General features: G+C 30.8%; 16 protein-coding genes. 10 read left to right on the forward strand and 6 right to left on the reverse strand.

Annotation, left to right across the window (positions count from 1 at the left end; all coding sequences use genetic code 11):
• Window positions 1–11 precede the first annotated feature (11 nt).
• The gene (gene pdxH, locus AC5YGC_RS01140; protein WP_496139830.1) at window positions 12–638 is read left to right on the forward strand and encodes a pyridoxamine 5'-phosphate oxidase; all 627 of its coding nucleotides are present in this window, start codon (window positions 12–14) and stop codon (window positions 636–638) included.
• Here the strand turns inward: pdxH and AC5YGC_RS01145 are convergent.
• Window positions 635–1,648, reverse strand: a complete 1,014-nt coding sequence (locus tag AC5YGC_RS01145; protein ID WP_496139831.1) for a polyprenyl synthetase family protein — start codon at window positions 1,646–1,648, stop codon at window positions 635–637. The genes pdxH and AC5YGC_RS01145 overlap by 4 nt on opposite strands.
• A gap of 112 nt (window positions 1,649–1,760) precedes the next feature.
• On the opposite strand from AC5YGC_RS01145, the gene AC5YGC_RS01150 reads away from it, so the two are divergent.
• Genes AC5YGC_RS01150 through ppdK form a run of 4 tightly spaced genes read left to right on the forward strand, consistent with a single transcriptional unit; the run spans window position 1,761 to window position 8,170 of the window.
• Entirely contained in the window at window positions 1,761–2,567 is an 807-nt protein-coding gene (locus tag AC5YGC_RS01150) for a S49 family peptidase (RefSeq protein ID WP_271482881.1), read from the forward strand.
• Complete coding sequence (locus AC5YGC_RS01155) at window positions 2,557–3,441, forward strand: glycine--tRNA ligase subunit alpha (RefSeq protein WP_496139833.1); 885 nt, start codon at window positions 2,557–2,559, stop codon at window positions 3,439–3,441. Before AC5YGC_RS01150 ends, AC5YGC_RS01155 begins: the two co-directional genes overlap by 11 nt.
• Window positions 3,441–5,507 carry a glycine--tRNA ligase subunit beta gene (gene glyS, locus AC5YGC_RS01160; RefSeq protein WP_496139834.1) on the forward strand — a complete coding sequence of 689 codons (2,067 nt, stop codon included), beginning with the start codon at window positions 3,441–3,443 and terminating at the stop codon, window positions 5,505–5,507. Before AC5YGC_RS01155 ends, glyS begins: the two co-directional genes overlap by 1 nt.
• Window positions 5,507–8,170 carry a pyruvate, phosphate dikinase gene (gene ppdK, locus AC5YGC_RS01165; RefSeq protein WP_496139835.1) on the forward strand — a complete coding sequence of 888 codons (2,664 nt, stop codon included), beginning with the start codon at window positions 5,507–5,509 and terminating at the stop codon, window positions 8,168–8,170. Before glyS ends, ppdK begins: the two co-directional genes overlap by 1 nt.
• Here the strand turns inward: ppdK and nadC are convergent.
• The 3 genes from nadC to ygfZ are packed head-to-tail and all read right to left on the reverse strand — an operon-like array spanning window position 8,167 to window position 10,927.
• On the reverse strand, window positions 8,167–9,000 hold the full coding sequence (gene nadC, locus AC5YGC_RS01170) for a carboxylating nicotinate-nucleotide diphosphorylase (RefSeq protein ID WP_496139836.1): 834 nt from the start codon (window positions 8,998–9,000) through the stop codon (window positions 8,167–8,169). The two genes, ppdK and nadC, sit on opposite strands and share 4 nt — an antisense overlap.
• 5 nt (window positions 9,001–9,005) lie before the next feature.
• Window positions 9,006–9,995, reverse strand: coding sequence for a quinolinate synthase NadA (gene nadA / locus AC5YGC_RS01175; protein ID WP_496139837.1), 990 nt, complete (start codon window positions 9,993–9,995; stop codon window positions 9,006–9,008).
• A gap of 50 nt (window positions 9,996–10,045) precedes the next feature.
• Window positions 10,046–10,927: a CAF17-like 4Fe-4S cluster assembly/insertion protein YgfZ gene (gene ygfZ, locus AC5YGC_RS01180; protein ID WP_496139838.1), complete on the reverse strand. Its 882-nt coding sequence runs from the start codon at window positions 10,925–10,927 to the stop codon at window positions 10,046–10,048.
• A gap of 49 nt (window positions 10,928–10,976) precedes the next feature.
• Between ygfZ and AC5YGC_RS01185 the strand changes: the two genes are divergently transcribed.
• Window positions 10,977–12,281, forward strand: coding sequence for a dihydroorotase (locus AC5YGC_RS01185; protein ID WP_496139839.1), 1,305 nt, complete (start codon window positions 10,977–10,979; stop codon window positions 12,279–12,281).
• On the opposite strand, the gene AC5YGC_RS01190 is transcribed toward AC5YGC_RS01185, so the two are convergent.
• Window positions 12,278–12,610: a DMT family transporter gene (locus AC5YGC_RS01190; RefSeq protein ID WP_415323670.1), complete on the reverse strand. Its 333-nt coding sequence runs from the start codon at window positions 12,608–12,610 to the stop codon at window positions 12,278–12,280. The genes AC5YGC_RS01185 and AC5YGC_RS01190 overlap by 4 nt on opposite strands.
• Window positions 12,610–14,505, reverse strand: a complete 1,896-nt coding sequence (locus tag AC5YGC_RS01195; RefSeq protein ID WP_496139840.1) for an AMP-binding protein — start codon at window positions 14,503–14,505, stop codon at window positions 12,610–12,612. Before AC5YGC_RS01195 ends, AC5YGC_RS01190 begins: the two co-directional genes overlap by 1 nt.
• 215 nt (window positions 14,506–14,720) lie before the next feature.
• Here AC5YGC_RS01195 and AC5YGC_RS01200 point away from each other — a divergent pair, with 215 nt between their 5' ends.
• The 4 genes from AC5YGC_RS01200 to AC5YGC_RS01215 all read left to right on the forward strand — a co-directional run bounded on the left by AC5YGC_RS01200 (window position 14,721) and on the right by AC5YGC_RS01215 (window position 17,533).
• Entirely contained in the window at window positions 14,721–15,491 is a 771-nt protein-coding gene (locus AC5YGC_RS01200; protein WP_271492687.1) for a bacteriorhodopsin-like, read from the forward strand.
• A gap of 81 nt (window positions 15,492–15,572) precedes the next feature.
• Window positions 15,573–15,893, forward strand: a complete 321-nt coding sequence (locus AC5YGC_RS01205; protein WP_496139841.1) for a 2Fe-2S iron-sulfur cluster-binding protein — start codon at window positions 15,573–15,575, stop codon at window positions 15,891–15,893.
• Window positions 15,894–16,910, forward strand: coding sequence for an FAD-dependent oxidoreductase (locus tag AC5YGC_RS01210; protein WP_496139842.1), 1,017 nt, complete (start codon window positions 15,894–15,896; stop codon window positions 16,908–16,910).
• Window positions 16,907–17,533, forward strand: a complete 627-nt coding sequence (locus tag AC5YGC_RS01215; RefSeq protein WP_496139844.1) for a glutathione binding-like protein — start codon at window positions 16,907–16,909, stop codon at window positions 17,531–17,533. Before AC5YGC_RS01210 ends, AC5YGC_RS01215 begins: the two co-directional genes overlap by 4 nt.
• Window positions 17,534–17,537: the final 4 nt, after the last annotated feature.

The following is a 17,537-nucleotide window of genomic DNA, read 5'->3' on the forward strand; positions in this document are numbered from 1 at the left end:
TTGTTAAAATTATGAATCAAAAAAACTCATTAGGCCTTAATAAATGCTTTTTAGATAAAATAGATCCAATAGATTTATTTGAAGTTTGGATGAATGAGGCAAAAAAAACAGAATTAAATGATCCAAATGCACTAGCTTTAGCCACATCAGATGAAAATAATTCTCCATCAATTAGAATGGTCTTATTAAAAGACTTTAACAAAAATGGATTTGTTTTTTATACCAATCTAAATAGTCAAAAAGGAAATGAATTAAAAAATAACCCAAAAGCATCAATGTGCTTTCATTGGAAAAGCCTTCTAAGACAAGTAAGAATTAATGGAATAGTACAAAAAGTTTCTAATGAAGTAGCAGATAAATATTATAACAGCAGAGGTTATGAGAGCAGAATTGGAGCATGGGCCTCAAAACAAAGCACTATATTAAATAATAGAGATGAGCTTTTAAGCTCAATAGAAGAATATAAAAAAAAATATAGCAATAAAAATGACGTTCCAAGACCAGAGCATTGGTCGGGTTGGAACTTAATACCTACGAGTATAGAATTTTGGTTAGATGGAGATAGCAGAATTCATGAAAGACTTAAATATACCAAAGATAATGAGGGTAACTGGGTTAAATCTTTATTAAGTCCTTAAAAGGTTCTTTGTAGACTAAACGAAGTGAGACTTTCTAAAATCTTTTTTTCATCACTATCTTTAAATACAGTTAAAGAATTTGATGCAAGATTAATAAAATGTTCAGCTTTTTTGTGACACTCATTGATTATGTTGTATTTTTTAATAAGCTTTAAAGTAAAATTTAAATCTTCATTTGATCTTGTTTCTTGTTTAAAAATATTTTTCAATTTATCTTTTTCTACTGGTGATACATTTTGAAATAATAAAATCACAGGTAGTGTAATTTTACCTTCAAGAAAATCTTTACCAATTTTTTTGCCAAAAAATTTTAGATCAGAATTGTAATCTAGTGTGTCATCAGCAATTTGAAATGTTAAGCCTAAGTTTTTTCCATAAAACTCTAGTGCTTCTTTTTCTTTTGTTTCTTTGTTAGATAGAATTGCACCAACTTTAGTTGCTGCAGAAAAAAGTTCAGCTGTTTTTGCTGTAATAATCTTAAAATAGGTTTCCTCTAACATATCAACTTCACTCTTGTGTTGTAGTTGTAATACTTCTCCCTGAGCAATCTTTGAAGAAGTTGAGGATAAAAGTTTTAAAACTTCTATATTCCCATCATCAACCATCATCTCAAAACATCTACTTAAAAGATAGTCTCCAATTAATACAGAAGAGTGATTTCCCCAAATTGAATTTAATGTTTTTTTACCTCTTCTAATATTTCCAAGATCAATGACATCATCATGCATTAAAGTTGCCCCATGTATCATCTCTACACATGCGGCTAAATTAATGTCTCGGCCTCCTTTAGTATAGCCACACAACTTAGCAGAACCAAGAGTTAATAAAGCTCTTAATCTTTTTCCACCAGAGTCAATATGGTATTCAGTCATTTTTTGAACCAGATCAACTTCACTCAGGAGTTTTGATTTAATTTTTTCTTCAACTAAAACTAATTTTTCATCTACTGAATCTTTTAGTTGATAATATGAATTATTTATTTGGTTTCTTAGCTGAACTACAGTTCCCATAAAAAATAAGTTAGTATAATTAAGTTATATTTATTACTTATCAATTGACGCACCTTAATCTTCAACTATAAGTAGGCTTTATATTAAATCAAAAATTCTATAAGGATTAACAATGTTCTCTTTTTTTAAAAAGAAAAAAATAATAGCTCATATCAAGCTAAATGGTGTGATTGGTAATGCTGGAAAGTTTAAACAAGGCATAGATTTTGCAGGACAAGAAGAGATTATAGAAAAAGCTTTTTCACTAAAAAAAGCTAAAGCAGTGGCAATTACAATCAATTCACCAGGTGGATCACCCGTACAATCACATTTAATCTATAAATTTATTCGAGCTCAAGCCAAGAAAAACAAAATAAAAGTAATAGTATTTGCAGAAGATGTTGCAGCTTCTGGTGGATACTTAATAGCTTGTGCAGGTGATGAGATATATGCAAATTCAAGCTCAATTATTGGATCTATAGGAGTAATTTATTCATCTTTTGGGTTTACAGAATTGATTAAAAAAATTGGTGTAGAAAGAAGAGTTCATACGGCAGGAAAAAATAAAAGTTCACTAGATCCATTTCAAGAAGAGAAGTCAGAGGATATTGAGAGACTTAAGAATATTCAATTAGATCTACATAAAGACTTTATTAAAGTTGTAGAAGAAAGCAGAGGATCTAAACTTAAAAAAGATGGTATTGAATTATTCTCAGGAGAGTTTTGGGCAGGTAGTAAATCAAAAGAGCTAGGTTTGATTGATGGATTAGGTAATGCTAATGAAATCTTAAAAGAAAAATTTGGTGAAGATGTTGTTATTAAAAAATTTGAAAAATCTAAAGGCTGGTTAAGCAAAAAACTTTCCTCATCAAGCAATCAAATGGATCAACTAGCAAATATTTTAGAGGAAAGATCTATCTGGCAAAGATATGGCTTCTAAAGAAAAAATTATAAAACCTAAATTTCAATCATTTCAAGATACTATTTTGAATCTTCAAAAATATTGGGGTAAACATGGTTGTGTTATTCTTCAACCATACGATATTGAGGTAGGGGCTGGAACCTTTCATCCTGCTACAACTTTAAGATCTCTAGGACCTAAGCCGTGGAAGGCAGCCTATGTTCAGCCATCTAGAAGACCTACTGATGGAAGGTATGGAGAGAATCCAAATAGATTGCAGCATTATTATCAATTTCAAGTTTTAATAAAGCCATCACCAGATAATATCAAAAAACTTTATTTAAATAGTTTGGCTGTTATTGGTATTAATCACAAAGAACATGACATTAGGTTTGTTGAAGATGATTGGGAAAGTCCAACTTTAGGTGCGGCAGGTTTAGGATGGGAAGTTTGGTGTGATGGAATGGAAATTACTCAATTCACATATTTTCAACAAATGGCTGGATTTGAATGCAAGCCTGTTTCAGTTGAAATTACATATGGTCTTGAAAGAATTTGTATGTTTACTCAACAAATGAAAAATGTTTATGATCTATTATGGAATGATGAAGGTGTAAAATATGGGGATGTGTTTCTTCAAGCAGAAAAAGAGTTCTCTGCATATAATTTTGAACACGCTAATACAGATAATCTATTCAAAATGTTTGATATGTTTGAGCTTGAAGCAAAAGCATTAGTAGAAAAAAAAATTTCACTACCTGCATATGATCAATGTTTAAAAGCAAGCCATGTATTTAATATTTTGGATGCAAGAGGAGTTATAAGTGTTGCTCAAAGAGCAGGTTATATAGGCCGTATTAGAGACATTACAAAAGCTGCTGCCGAAAGTTGGTTGAGCAGTCAAACAGATTAATGTCAGAATTTTTTTTAGAGCTGTTCAGTGAGGAAATACCAGCTGGTTTACAGCGTAACTCACGTAATACTTTATTAGAAAATTTTCAAAATTTATTTGAAGAAAAAAAAATTTTATTTAAAAAAAGCTCTTCATTTTCAACGCCAAATCGTCTTATAATTTTATTTGAGGGTCTATCTAAGGAAATAACACAAAAAGCTGAAGAAATAAAAGGACCAAATGTTAATGCACCAGAAAAAGCTATAGAGGGTTTTTTAAGATCAAATCAAATAGATAAAAAAGATCTCCTTAAAAAAAAGATAGAAAAAGGAGAATTCTATTTTTTCAATAAATCATCAAATAAAATTAATACCATAGATTTACTTCAAAAATATACACCTCTAATCCTTGATAAATTACAATGGAAAAAATCCATGGTTTGGGGAAACTATAATCTTAGCTGGGCAAGACCGCTAAAATCTATTTTAGCAGTTTTTGATGATAAAAGTCTAGATTTTAAATTTCATCATTTAATATCTTCTAACACAACATTTACCGATAAAGAGTTTGAAGATAAAAAGAAAATATTTAAAAATTTTAAAAGTTATAAAGATTTCTTCAATCAATCAGGAATAATTATAGATCACGTACTAAGAAAAGAATTTATTATTAAAGAAATTGAAAAAATATCTAATAAAAACAATTTTATTGTTGAGTCAAATAATAAACTTTTAGATGAAGTCACAGATATAGTTGAGCAACCGAATATTATTATATGTAAATTTGATCAGAAATTTTTGAATATTCCAAAAGAAATTTTGATAATTACAATGCAATATCACCAAAAATATTTTCCAACATTTAACAAAAAAGGAAAAATTACCAACGAATTTTTAGTTGTGGCAAATAACAATGATGAAAAAGGTTATATCAAACTGGGTAACGAAAGAGTTGTAGAAGCAAGATTGAGTGATGCACAATTTTTTTGGGAGAAAAATAAATCTCAAAATTTAGTTAAACAAGTTTCAAGATTAAAAAGTATGAATTATTTTAAAGGTCTTGGATCTTATTTTGACAAGATTCAAAGAATGAGAAAACTTGGAGGAATGATCTCTGATGAACTATTGATTAGTAAAGATCAAGTTGAACTATCAGCATCAATTTGTAAAGTTGATTTAGTTTCTGATATAGTTGGTGAATTTCCTGAGCTCCAAGGAATTATGGGTGGACATTTTGCTGAAGTACAAGGTTTTGATAAAGAAATAGCTTTAGCTGTAAGTGAACATTATCTACCAACTGGACTTAATAGTAAGACACCAAAAAAACCATTTAGTATTGCTCTAGCTTTAACTGATAAAATTGACACTTTAGTTGGGTTTTTTGGGATCAATCAAAAACCAACAAGCTCAAAAGATCCTTATGCACTTAGAAGAGCTGCACTTGGTGTAATAAGGCTATTAATCGATAATAATAAAGAATTTAAAATTAAAGATCTTATTAGTTATTCTACTTCACTTCATAAAAACCAAGGTTTTAATTTTTCAAACGATTCATCTCAAAAAGAACTGTCTGATTTTTTAATGGACAGATTAAAATATTACATGAAAGAGAAAAAAATTAGAGCAGAGGTAATAGATGCCAGTATAAAAGCGCATGGAATAGACCACTTGAATAAAATATATAAAAAAGCTTCAACACTTAATGGACTAATTAACAAAGAAATAGGAGGGGATATTATTACAAGCTACAAGAGAGCCTCTAGTATACTAGATAGTGAGTTGAAAAATACAAATCTTGAACTATCAAATACAACTGACTCTGGTATTTTTAAAAATGACTATGAAAAAAATCTATTTAAAAAGATCAATGAAATAAGAAAATATTTTGCTAATATTGGTAAAGATGAAAACTATAAGGAAACGCTTGAAATTCTAGCTAGTGCTAAAAAAGTAACCTCAGAGTTTTTTGATAATGTTAAGGTCAACGATGATGATAAAAATATTAAAAAAAACAGATTGGAACTTTTACAAATGTTATGTAGAACATTTGACAATTACATAAATTTTTCAAATATAGAAATCAAATAGTGAATAACTTAATTTTAAATTTTAAATCAAAAGATTCTAAAAAAATTAAAAATCCAAAAAATTTTTTAGGCGGAAAAGGTGCAAATCTTTCTGAAATGGGCAGAATGGGACTCCCAGTTCCTCCTGGTTTTACAATTTCAACAAAAGTTTGTGAATTATTTTATAAAGATAAGAAAAAACTAAATTCAAAATTAGTTAGTACTATAAAAAAAGAACTAAAAATTATCGAAAAAGAAGTTGGAAAAAAATTTGGTGATTTAAAAAATCCTTTATTATTATCTGTGAGATCTGGTGCAAGAGTTTCAATGCCAGGAATGATGGATACAATTTTAAATTTAGGTTTAAACGATAAAACTGTTATTGCACTTTCAAAAAAAACTTCTAATAGCAGATTTGCAAATGATAGTTACCGAAGATTTATTCAGATGTATGGTAATGTTGTAATGAATATTGAAGGCTATCACTTTGAAGAGTTAATTGAAAATTACAAACTAACTAAAGGTGTTCTTTTAGACACAGATCTTGATGCGAATGATTGGGAGGGATTAATTAATGATTTTAAGAAAGTTATTAAAGATCAAACAAAAAAAGAATTTCCTCAGAATGTGTACGATCAATTATTAGGTGCTATTAGTGCTGTATTTTTATCCTGGGAAAGTAACAGAGCAAAAGTTTATAGAAAATTAAATCAAATTCCTGCTGAATGGGGAACGGCAGTTAATGTTCAATCAATGGTATTTGGTAATATGGGTAATGATTGTGCAACTGGGGTTGTCTTTACAAGAAATCCATCAGATGGTGTTAATGAAGTATATGGTGAATATTTAATTAATGCTCAAGGAGAAGATGTGGTCGCAGGAACAAGAACTCCTCAGTACATTACAAAAAAAGCAAGAAAAGATGCAAAAGTAAAAGAAGCTTCGATGGAAGAGGCTATGCCTAAAGTATTTAAACAATTGGATAAGATTTTAAAGATTTTAGAAAAACACTACAAAGACATGCAAGACGTAGAATTTACAGTTGAAAATAATAAATTGTGGATGCTACAAACAAGGTCTGGAAAAAGAACCTCAAAGTCAGCTGTTAGAATTGCAGTTGATATGGTTAAGGAAAAACTGATTTCTCAAAAAGAAGCAGTAATGAGAATAGATCCTTCTTCTTTAGATACATTGTTACATCCTACACTGGATGAAAAAAGTACACCAAATGTTATTGCAAAAGGCTTGCCAGCTTCTCCAGGTGCTGCAAGTGGTAAGGTTGTTTTCACATCAGAGGAAGCAGAAAGATTAAATAATGTTATGCAGGATACTATTTTAGTACGTGTTGAAACGTCACCTGAAGATATTCATGGAATGCACGCTGCAAAAGGAATTTTGACAGCAAGAGGTGGGATGACTAGTCATGCTGCAGTGGTTGCAAGAGGCATGGGAAGACCATGTGTTTCTGGCTCTAGTGAGATTGATATTAACTATGATGCAAAAACTTTTAAAACATCTTCTGTTGAAATTAAAGAAGGAGATATTATTACAATTGATGGATCAACGGGAAGAATTATTCTAGGAGAAGTGCCAACAGTTAAACCAGAAATTTCAGGAGACTTTTCTAAATTGATGAGCTGGGCGGACAATTTTAGAAAATTAAAAGTAAGAACTAACGCGGAAACACCATTAGACACAAAAACTGCAAGAGACTTTGGTGCTGAAGGTATAGGGCTTTGTAGAACAGAGCATATGTTTTTTGATGAAGAAAGAATTTTATCTGTCAGAGAAATGATTTTATCAAAAACAGTAGAAGACAGAAACAAAGCACTAGAAAAGCTTTTACCACATCAAAAAAAAGATTTTATTCAAATATTTAAAATTATGAATGGCCTTCCTGTAACAGTGAGATTGTTAGATCCACCATTACATGAGTTTCTTCCAAAAACAGAAAAAGAAATTAATGATGTGGCAAAAGTTGTGGGTTTACCATTAAAAGAAATTGAGTCTCGAATTAATGAGTTGCATGAGCAAAACCCGATGTTAGGTCATAGAGGTTGTAGATTGGGAATTTCATTTCCAGAAATTTATGAAATGCAATGTAGAGCAATCTTTGAAGCTTTATCTGAACTTAAGATAAAAAAAATTAAGTCGGCATTTCCAGAGATCATGATTCCTCTTGTATCAACTGAAGCTGAGATTAGAATAATGAAAGATTTAGTAGTGAGAGTTGCAAAAGAAGTTCAAAAAGATAAAAAAATTAAAGTAGATTATTTAGTTGGTACAATGATTGAACTACCAAGAGCAGCAATTAAAGCTGATGATATAGCTAAACATGCGGAGTTCTTTAGTTTTGGAACTAATGATTTAACTCAAACAACATTTGGTTTAAGTAGAGACGATAGTGGTAAATTTTTAAATGATTATCTTGATAATAAGATTTTTTCTATAGACCCATTTATCTCTATAGATGATGGGGTAGGCGATTTAATAGAAATTGCAGTTGAAAAAGGAAGAAAAACAAATAAAAAAATTAAACTTGGAATTTGTGGAGAACACGGTGGAGACCCTAAAAGTATTCACTTTTGTGCAAATGCAGGTTTAGATTACGTTTCTTGCTCACCATATAGAGTTCCAATAGCAAGATTAGCTGCTGCACAAGCAGAGTTGTCTAAAAAAAATTAAATTTCTAATTTAAAATCTATAGCAGGCACACTATGAGTGATGCTACCAATAGAAATTCTATCAACACCAGTTGCTGCAATTTTTTTAACTGATTTTAGGGTTACATTTCCAGAAGCTTCAGTTTCGTAATAATTTTTGGCTATTTTAACACCTGCCTTAAGTGTTTTATTGTTCATATTATCAAACAAAACAGTATTAAATTTTAAACCCATTATTTGTTTGAGTTGATTTAAATTATCAACTTCTACTGTGATTTTTCTTCCTTTTTTATTTTTGATTGCAAGAGACACTAAGGTTTTAATATCAGAGCTTGCAATATGATTGTCTTTAATAAGAAATTCATCACTTAAGTTAAATCTATGGTTTGTACCACCACCTAACTTAACGGCATATTTTTGTATTACCCTTAAGGTTGGAATTGTTTTTCTAGTACAGCAAATTTTACATTTTTTATTAATCAATTTAACAAATTGATTAGTTTTAGTGGCAATTCCAGAGATATGACTCATAAAATTCAAAGCAACTCTTTCACCAATTAGAATATTTTCAACTTTACCCTCAATTGTAGCTATTATATCATTCTTATTAATTAAGGAGCCTTCTTTTTTTTTAATAATAAATCTAATCTTACTATCTATTAATTTAAATGTTTGTTTTGCAAATTCTAATCCAGCAACTACTGCTTGTTGATTAGAAATTAATTTAACTTTTATTATTTTGCTATTTTTAACTAAGTTTGAGGTAATATCACCAGAGGGATATAGATCTTCATTTAAAGCAAGCTTTACAATATTCTTGATATAATAATTACTTAATTTAATTTGAGACACCTTTATTATCTGCCGATCGCAACCATTCTTTCAACAGGAATTCTTGCTTTTTCTATTGTCTCTTTATCCATTATGATTTCACCAGTTTCATTTTCTAGGCAATCTAAAATTTTTGGTAATGTAATTTTTTTCATATGAGGACAAAGATTACACGGTCTAATAAATTCTACATTTGGGTTTTCTACTTGAATGTTATCACTCATTGAACATTCAGTAACCATCATAACTTTTTTTGGTTGATTGTCCTTAACATATTTAATCATCCCACCAGTTGATCCAGCAAAGTCACTTGCCTTAATTACGTCAGGTGGACATTCTGGATGAGCTATTATTTTAATACCAGGATTTTTTGCTCTAATATCATGTATTTCTTTTTCAGTGAACTGGTCATGAACCATACAAATACCTTTCCAAGCGATAATTTCAACTTCAGTTTGAGAAGCAACATATTTTGCTAAGTATTCATCAGGTAAAAAAATAACCTTTTTAACACCAAGAGATTCTACAATTTTAACTGCATTTGCAGATGTGCAGCAAATATCTGTTTCAGCTTTTACATCTGCAGAAGTATTTACATAAGAGACAACAGGCACACCTGGATATTTTTCCTTTAATAATCTTACATCTTTACCTGTGATTGAAGATGATAAAGAACAACCAGCGGTCATATCAGGAAGTAAAACTTTTTTTTCAGGACTCATTAACTTAGATGTTTCGGCCATGAAGTGAACTCCTGCCATTACAATAATATCAGCTTCAGTTTTTGAAGCCTCAATTGCAAGAGCTAACGAGTCAGCTGCAACATCTGCAATACCGTGATAAATTTCTGGAGTTTGATAATTGTGAGCAAGTATAATTGCATTTTTTTCTTTTTTTAATTGATTAATTCTATGAATATAAGGAGCATGAACTGACCACTCAATCTCAGGCATAACCTTTGAGATTTTTTGATAAATAGGATCAGTTGCTTTTCTTACTTCTGGTGTAAATTCCATGTCAAAACTTATCAATTAGGTTAATACTTGTCATTCCTTATTATGCCACACTACCGTATCCAATTTGGCATTTTTATTCTCAAAATTGAATTTTCACTTTTTAATTCACTGTCTTTTTTAAAGTTTTCATCTAGATATTTTATTAATGCAAAAGGATATTCATCATTAATCAATACTTTACCTATTTCAATATCATTAGCATAAATTGAAGCACCCTCAGTTAATTTTCCACTAATTAATTGAATGGCTAACAATCTTTTAGAAAGTTTATTCTTTAGTTTTATTCTTGCTGTATTTTCTTGACCAACATAGCAACCCTTTTTAAAATCTATTCCATTTAGCTCCTCAAAATTACATTCAATTCCAAATAATTTATTTTGTAATTTATTCATTTCTTTTTGAGCAATTCCTAGTTCATGACTTAATTCGTAATATTCAGTAATTGGGGAGTCTTTTAGCTCTAATTTTTTTAAAGATAGGTAAAGCTTTTCTAAATTAATAATAAGCCTTGCACCCAGATCTTTATTTCTTGGGTCTAATAAAATAGGGTCCTCTCTATATTTTATTGTGTTTCCAGGTTGATCCTTGACACCTTCAAATTTTAAAAACTTTTCATGACTAAATGCTGCAATTACAAATTCATTGCTTAAATTCATAATTTCAACTTTAGCTCTAAGCTTGTAGATGCTCAGTTGCTTAAAGAGAGCCTCTGTTTGAGATTTTTCACAATCTATGAAATAACCAGATTTATGTTTTACAACAATAAAAGCAAATAGAAATTTTCCTTGTGGAGTTAGTAGTGATGCAAAACAACTATTGTCTTCATTGACCTTATTAATGTCATTGCTAATCATATTTTGTAAAAATTCATTAGCATCTGCTCCATTTATGTAGAGAATTCCTCTATCTTCTAAAATATATACTTTTTGCATATTCATAATTGATTGATACTTGAATATGATATAATTACTTTTTTCATAAATGTTAGATCTAATAATTAAAAATGGCTCATGCTACATAGATAAAGATCTTAAAGGTCAAGATATAGGAATTAAAGACGGTAAAATTATAAAAATTGGCAAAATTGAAAGTGAAGCGAAAGAGACTTTTGATGCTAAAGGGTTAACAGTTTTACCAGGGTGCATTGATACACAAACTCATTTTAGAGAGCCTGGGTCAACAGATACAGAAGATTTACACTCAGGAAGTAGGGCTGCAATAGTAGGTGGCATAACAAGTGTGTTTGAGATGCCAAACACTAATCCACCAACATCCACCAAGGTAGAATTTCAAAAAAAATTAGATTTAGCTAAAAATAGAATGTATTGCAATTATGCATTTTATTTTGGAGCAACAGCTGATAACGCAAGTGAGTTAGCAGATTTGGTAAATTTAGAGGGTTGTTGTGGAATTAAACTGTTTGCTGGATCGTCAACTGGAAACCTTTTAGTTGCTGAGGAGGAGGATATTGAAAAAGTATTTAAAAGCAGCTCAAAAGTTGTTGCAGTACATTCGGAGGATGAAGCAATTTTAAATATTAATAAAAAATTGATTAAAGAAGGAGACGTTCATTCACACCCAATTTGGAGAAGTGCCGAATGTGCAATCTCATCTACTAGAAGAATAGTTAGAATTGCCGAGAGATATAAGAAAAAAGCCCATATTCTTCATATTACCACAAAAGAAGAGATTGATTTTTTATCACAACACAAAGGCAACATAACATTTGAGATTACGCCACAACATTTAACAATCTACGCTCCAGATTGTTATGATAAACTTGGAACTTATGCTCAAATGAATCCACCGTTAAGAGATAAGTCTCATTATGATAGATTGTGGTATGGAGTAAAAAATAATCTTAATGATACAATTGGTTCTGATCACGCTCCACACTTAAAAGAGAATAAAGAAAAAAGATATCCAAACTCACCATCTGGCATGCCAGGTGTTCAAACACTTTTACCAGTTATGTTAAATCATGTTAATGATGGAAAATTAAGTTTAGAGCAATTAATGAATTCTATATGTGAAAATCCAGTAAAAATTTTTGGGATACAAGATAAAGGTTTTATTAAAGAAGGATTTGATGCTGATTTCACAATCGTAGATATGAATAAAAAAATTACAATTAAAAATGAAAATATTGAAAGTAAATGTGGTTGGTCACCTTTTGATGGATATGAATTTAAAGGCACACCAGTATCAACAATCATTAATGGTCAAATTAAAATGAGGGAGGGCAAAATTTTAGGTGATCCTGAGGGTAAGCCTTTAAAATTTTAAATAGTTTTTACAGAAAAGCTATTTACAAGCACAACCCCAAAAACAATAAAGAATAATCCTAATACAGCCTGCCAAGACAATGATTGTTTAAAGAAGATATATCCTAATATTGCAACAGTAAATACTCCAAGACCACTCCATGTTGCATAAACAATTGCAATTGGAATTTTATCAACAACAAAAGTTATAAGATAAAAAGACAGCAAATAAAAAACTGCGAGAGTAGTAGTTGGGATAATTTTTGTAAAATTTTGTGAAACAGGTAACAACATCGTTCCACCTACTTCAAAAAAAATTGCAACTATTAAAATTAGATATGTTTTAATCACTACTTAAGAATATTATTTTTAATTAAGTCTTCTTTTATCTCAGTTAAGATGGCTGGATCATCAATAGTTGCTGGTACCTTATACTCTTCATTATCAGCAATTTTTCTAATAGTTCCTCTTAATATTTTGCCAGATCTTGTTTTTGGTAATCTTTTAATAACAATTACAGTTTTAAATGCTGCTACTGGTCCAATAGTATCTCTAACCATTTTTATGCATTCTTTTGAAATAGTTTCGTTATCTTTTTTAACACCTGTCTTAAGAACGACTAGACCAATTGGTAATTGCCCTTTTAATTTATCAGCAATTCCTAATACCGCACACTCAGCAACCGATTGATGTTCTGATAAAACTTCCTCTATAGCACCTGTTGACAATCTGTGACCTGCAACATTAATAATATCATCTGTTCTAGACATAATCCAAATATATCCATCTTCATCAATATGTCCTGCATCATAAGTTTCATAGTAACCTTCATAGTTCGTCATATAATTATCTTTGTATCTTTTATCCGCATTCCATAACGTTGGAAAAGTTCCAGGAGGTAAAGGTAATTTTACGACTATATCTCCCATTTCATTAGGTTTTGCCAAAGTTTGATCTGGCTTCATGATTTGAACATCATATCCAGGCACTGCCTTACAGGCTGAACCATATTTTGTTTTCATCATTTCAATTCCTGTACAATTAGAACTAATTGCCCAACTTGTTTCAGTTTGCCACCAATGGTCAATTACTGGAACTTTTAATAAATTTTCTGCCCATTTAATCGTATCTGGGTCAGCTCTCTCACCGGCTAGAAATAATGATTCAAATTTACTTAAATCATATTTAGAAAAAAACTTACCCTCAGGGTCTTCTTTTTTAATAGCTCTAAAAGCAGTTGGAGCTGTAAAAAGTGATTTTACTTTATAGTCTGAAATTATTTTCCAAAAAGCACCAGCATCAGGAGTGCCAACGGGCTTACCTTCAAATAATACTGTAGTGCAACCTTTAAATAAAGGGGCATAAACAATATAAGAGTGCCCAACAATCCACCCAATATCACTTGCTGACCACCAGACATCATCAGCATCAATATTATAGATATTTTTCATAGTCCATTTAAGGGCAACTATATGACCTCCAATATCCCTAACGATTCCTTTAGGAACACCTGTAGTTCCTGAGGTGTATAAAATATAAGCTAAATCATTTGAATTCATTTCGACACAATCTACTTCTTTTGCATTTGAAAGTGCTTCACCCCAACTGATTTCATTTGGAGCATTAAGTTCAACTGTATGATCTATTCTTTGAAATAAGATCATTTTATCTATTTTATGAGAAGCCATCTTAATTGCTGCATCAACCAATGGTTTGTACTCAACAGTTTTTCCAGGCTCAAAGCCACATGAAGCTGTAACTATTACTTTTGCTTTACTGTCATCAATTCTGCTAGCAAGTTCATTAGAGGCAAAACCTCCAAACACCACAGAGTGGATTGCTCCAATTCTTCCACATGCTAACATTGCTATAACTGCCTCTGGAATCATAGGCATGTAGATTATAACTCTATCACCTTTGTCGACTCCTTGATTTTTTAGCGCTCCTGCAAATTTTGAAACTTTTTCCCTTAATTCTTTATAGGTAAACTGCTTTTTGTTGCCAGTTATTGGGCTATCATAGATTAAAGCTAGCTTGTCACCTCTGCCTTGATCGATATGAATGTCTAAAGCATTATAACAAGTGTTGGTAACACCATCCTCAAACCATTTATAAAAAGGTGGATTGGATTTATTTAAAATTTTAGTAGGTTTTTTAAACCAAAAAATATCATTAGAGACTTCTTGCCAAAAATCTTCAGGGTTTTTTAAAGAATTTTGGTAAATATCGTTAAATTTTTTTGACATATGATTTGATTCTATTTTGTTAGTTTTTTAAGCTTATTAAATTAAAAATTGTATTAAAATTTAAAAAGTAAGTAAAATCAATACAAATTAGATGTAATTAAGCCTTCTAAAAACTAGATAACTTTGATAGTTAAACTTCAACATGACTTAAGCGTTTGTTTAAGTCTAGTTTATATAAACTAAAAGTTAAAAACTAACAAATGAGGGAGTTTTTTATGAAAAAACTAAAATTGTTTGCCCTTACAGCTGTAGCCCTAATGGGTGCTTCAGGTGTAGCAAACGCAGAAACAGCCATGTTGGCTTCTGACGACTTCGTTGGGATTTCATTCTGGCTAGTAACAATGGTGATGTTAGCGTCTACTGCTTTCTTTTTCTTAGAAGCAGGAAATGTTGCAGCAGGTTGGAGAACATCAATAATTGTAGCTGGTCTAGTAACTGGTATCGCATTCATCCATTACATGTATATGAGAGATGTGTGGGTAACAACTGGTGAATCACCAACTGTTTACAGATATATTGACTGGTTAATCACTGTACCATTACTGATGATAGAATTTTACCTAATTCTAGCAGCTGTAGGAAAAGCAAATTCTGGAATATTCTGGAGATTGTTAATTGGAACAGTTGTGATGCTTGTAGGTGGATACTTAGGAGAAGCAGGATACATTAATGCTACACTTGGTTTTGTAATCGGTATGGCTGGATGGTTCTACATTCTTTATGAAGTATTCTCTGGTGAAGCAGGAAAAGCTGCAGCAAAAAGTGGAAACAAAGCTCTTGTTACTGCATTTGGTGCAATGAGAATGATCGTTACAGTTGGTTGGGCAATTTACCCATTAGGTTACGTATTTGGTTACCTAACAGGTGGTGTAGATGCTGACTCACTAAACGTGATTTACAACATAGCTGACTTGCTAAATAAAACTGCATTTGGTCTGATCATTTGGGCTGCAGCAATGCAATCAGGTGGTAGAAAAGCTAAGTAATTAGTAAACCTAAATAATTTAAAAAGGGCGAGTACATTTTGTGTACTTGCCCTTTTTTTTTATATAATTATATATAGTTCAATGCCTAAAATTACCTACATTGAAAATAATGGAAAGTCTCATACTATAGAAGTTTCTAATGGGTTAAGCGTAATGGAGGGTGCAGTTCAAAATGATATTCCTGGAATTGATGCCGATTGTGGTGGTGGAATGGCTTGCGCTACTTGCCATGTTTATGTCAAAGAAGAATGGTTTGATAAGCTACCAAAAAAAGAAGATGGAGAAGAAGACATGCTAGATATGGCATTTGAACCTAATAAATTTAGTAGATTAAGTTGTCAGCTATTAGTTTCTGATGAACTAGATGGACTAACGGTTAGCATTCCATCAAAACAAGGTTAAATGATTAAAACAGATACTTTAATAATAGGTGCAGGGCCAGTTGGATTATTTTGTGTTCATCAATTAGGAATAATCGGATTAAAATGTGAAGTAGTTGATAACTTAGATAAAATAGGTGGACAGTGCATTGAACTATATCCTGATAAACCTATTTATGATATTCCTGCTGTTCCAGAATGCACTGGAGAAGAGTTAACCAATAATTTAATTGAACAGATTAAAGCATTCAAAACAAATTTTCATTTAAATGAGCGAGTACAAGAAATTAAAAAAGTTGAAAAAAAATGGTTAATAAAGACCAATAAAGGAACTGAATTTGAAGCATCAAGTATAATTATTGCAGCTGGTGTAGGATCTTTTGAGCCAAGAAAATTCCCAACAAAAGAAATTGAAAAGTATGAAGGAAAACAAATACTTTATTCAATTAAAGACAAAAAAATTTTTAAAGATAAAACAGTTACCATTTTTGGTGGAGGAGACTCAGCATTAGATTGGGCAATAGAACTCTCAAATACATCTAAAGTTATATTAGTACACAGAAGAGATGAATTTAGAGGAATGCAAGCAAGTATTGATAAAGTTAACCAATTAAAAGATGAAGGTAAGATAGAAGTTCATAATAAATACCAATTAGGTTCAGTTAGCGGTAATGAAAAAGTTGAAAGTATTAACATCAAGCATGATGATGAGAGTATAAAAGAAATTAAAACTGATTATGTTTTGGGCTTTTTTGGATTAATAATGCAACTAGGACCAATTGCTGAATGGGGATTAAATTTAGATAAGAAAACAATACCGGTTAATACAGAAAATTTTGAAACCAATAAAGAAGGTATTTTTGCAATTGGTGATATTTGCACCTATCCTGGAAAACTTAAATTAATTCTTTCAGGTTTTCATGAGGGAGCATTAGCTGCTAGAGGTTGTTTTAAATACGCTAAACCAGATGAAAAATACAGATTTGAGTTTACCACTTCCTCTAAGACAGTAAAAAGCAGACTGGGTGTTAAAGAGTGATAGAGCTATTTACAGCAGATACTCCAAATGGAAAAAAAATTACAATAATGTTAGAAGAAATAGGTTGTGATTTTAAAGTTACCAAAATTGATTTTTCAAAAGATGAGCAATTTAAAAAAGATTTTAAAAAAATAAGCCCATTCGGAAAGATACCAGTAATTACAGATCATGAAAATGGACAGTCATTATTCGAGTCTGGTGCAATACTTATATATTTAGCTGAAAAACATAACAAATTTTATGAAGCAAAAGATAGGCATACCATAAACCAATGGTTGATGGCGCAGATGGGAATTATAGGACCAATGATTGGACAGCATCATCAGTTTCATCATTACAATCCTGGAAAAAGTGAATTTGGAGAAGAAAGATATTTTAAAATTACAAAAAGAATTTATAGCGAACTAGATGAGAGATTATCTTCATCAAAATACTTAGCTGGAAATGAATATACGATTGCAGATATTGCAACTTGGCCCTGGATTGCAAGACATGAATGGCATGACATTGGTCTTAAGAATTACAGTAACTTAACTAGATGGTATTTAGATATTGCAAAAAGAGAAGCTGTTATTAGAGGGTATGATTTATTAAAAAACAAATCTGAGATTCCTCAACCCTAATAGG

This window comes from Candidatus Pelagibacter sp. uisw_138 (assembly GCF_059512485.2).

What these genes read in the sequence shown, in the direction of transcription:
- pdxH (WP_496139830.1), top strand. Translation starts at nt 12, where the DNA reads ATGAATCAAAAAAACTCATTAGGCCTTAATAAATGCTTTTTAGATAAA.
- AC5YGC_RS01145 (WP_496139831.1), bottom strand. Translation starts at nt 1,648, where the DNA reads ATGGGAACTGTAGTTCAGCTAAGAAACCAAATAAATAATTCATATTAT.
- AC5YGC_RS01150 (WP_271482881.1), top strand. Translation starts at nt 1,761, where the DNA reads ATGTTCTCTTTTTTTAAAAAGAAAAAAATAATAGCTCATATCAAGCTA.
- AC5YGC_RS01155 (WP_496139833.1), top strand. Translation starts at nt 2,557, where the DNA reads ATGGCTTCTAAAGAAAAAATTATAAAACCTAAATTTCAATCATTTCAA.
- glyS (WP_496139834.1), top strand. Translation starts at nt 3,441, where the DNA reads ATGTCAGAATTTTTTTTAGAGCTGTTCAGTGAGGAAATACCAGCTGGT.
- nadA (WP_496139837.1), bottom strand. Translation starts at nt 9,995, where the DNA reads ATGGAATTTACACCAGAAGTAAGAAAAGCAACTGATCCTATTTATCAA.
- ygfZ (WP_496139838.1), bottom strand. Translation starts at nt 10,927, where the DNA reads ATGCAAAAAGTATATATTTTAGAAGATAGAGGAATTCTCTACATAAAT.
- AC5YGC_RS01185 (WP_496139839.1), top strand. Translation starts at nt 10,977, where the DNA reads ATGTTAGATCTAATAATTAAAAATGGCTCATGCTACATAGATAAAGAT.
- AC5YGC_RS01195 (WP_496139840.1), bottom strand. Translation starts at nt 14,505, where the DNA reads ATGTCAAAAAAATTTAACGATATTTACCAAAATTCTTTAAAAAACCCT.
- AC5YGC_RS01200 (WP_271492687.1), top strand. Translation starts at nt 14,721, where the DNA reads ATGAAAAAACTAAAATTGTTTGCCCTTACAGCTGTAGCCCTAATGGGT.
- AC5YGC_RS01205 (WP_496139841.1), top strand. Translation starts at nt 15,573, where the DNA reads ATGCCTAAAATTACCTACATTGAAAATAATGGAAAGTCTCATACTATA.
- AC5YGC_RS01210 (WP_496139842.1), top strand. Translation starts at nt 15,894, where the DNA reads ATGATTAAAACAGATACTTTAATAATAGGTGCAGGGCCAGTTGGATTA.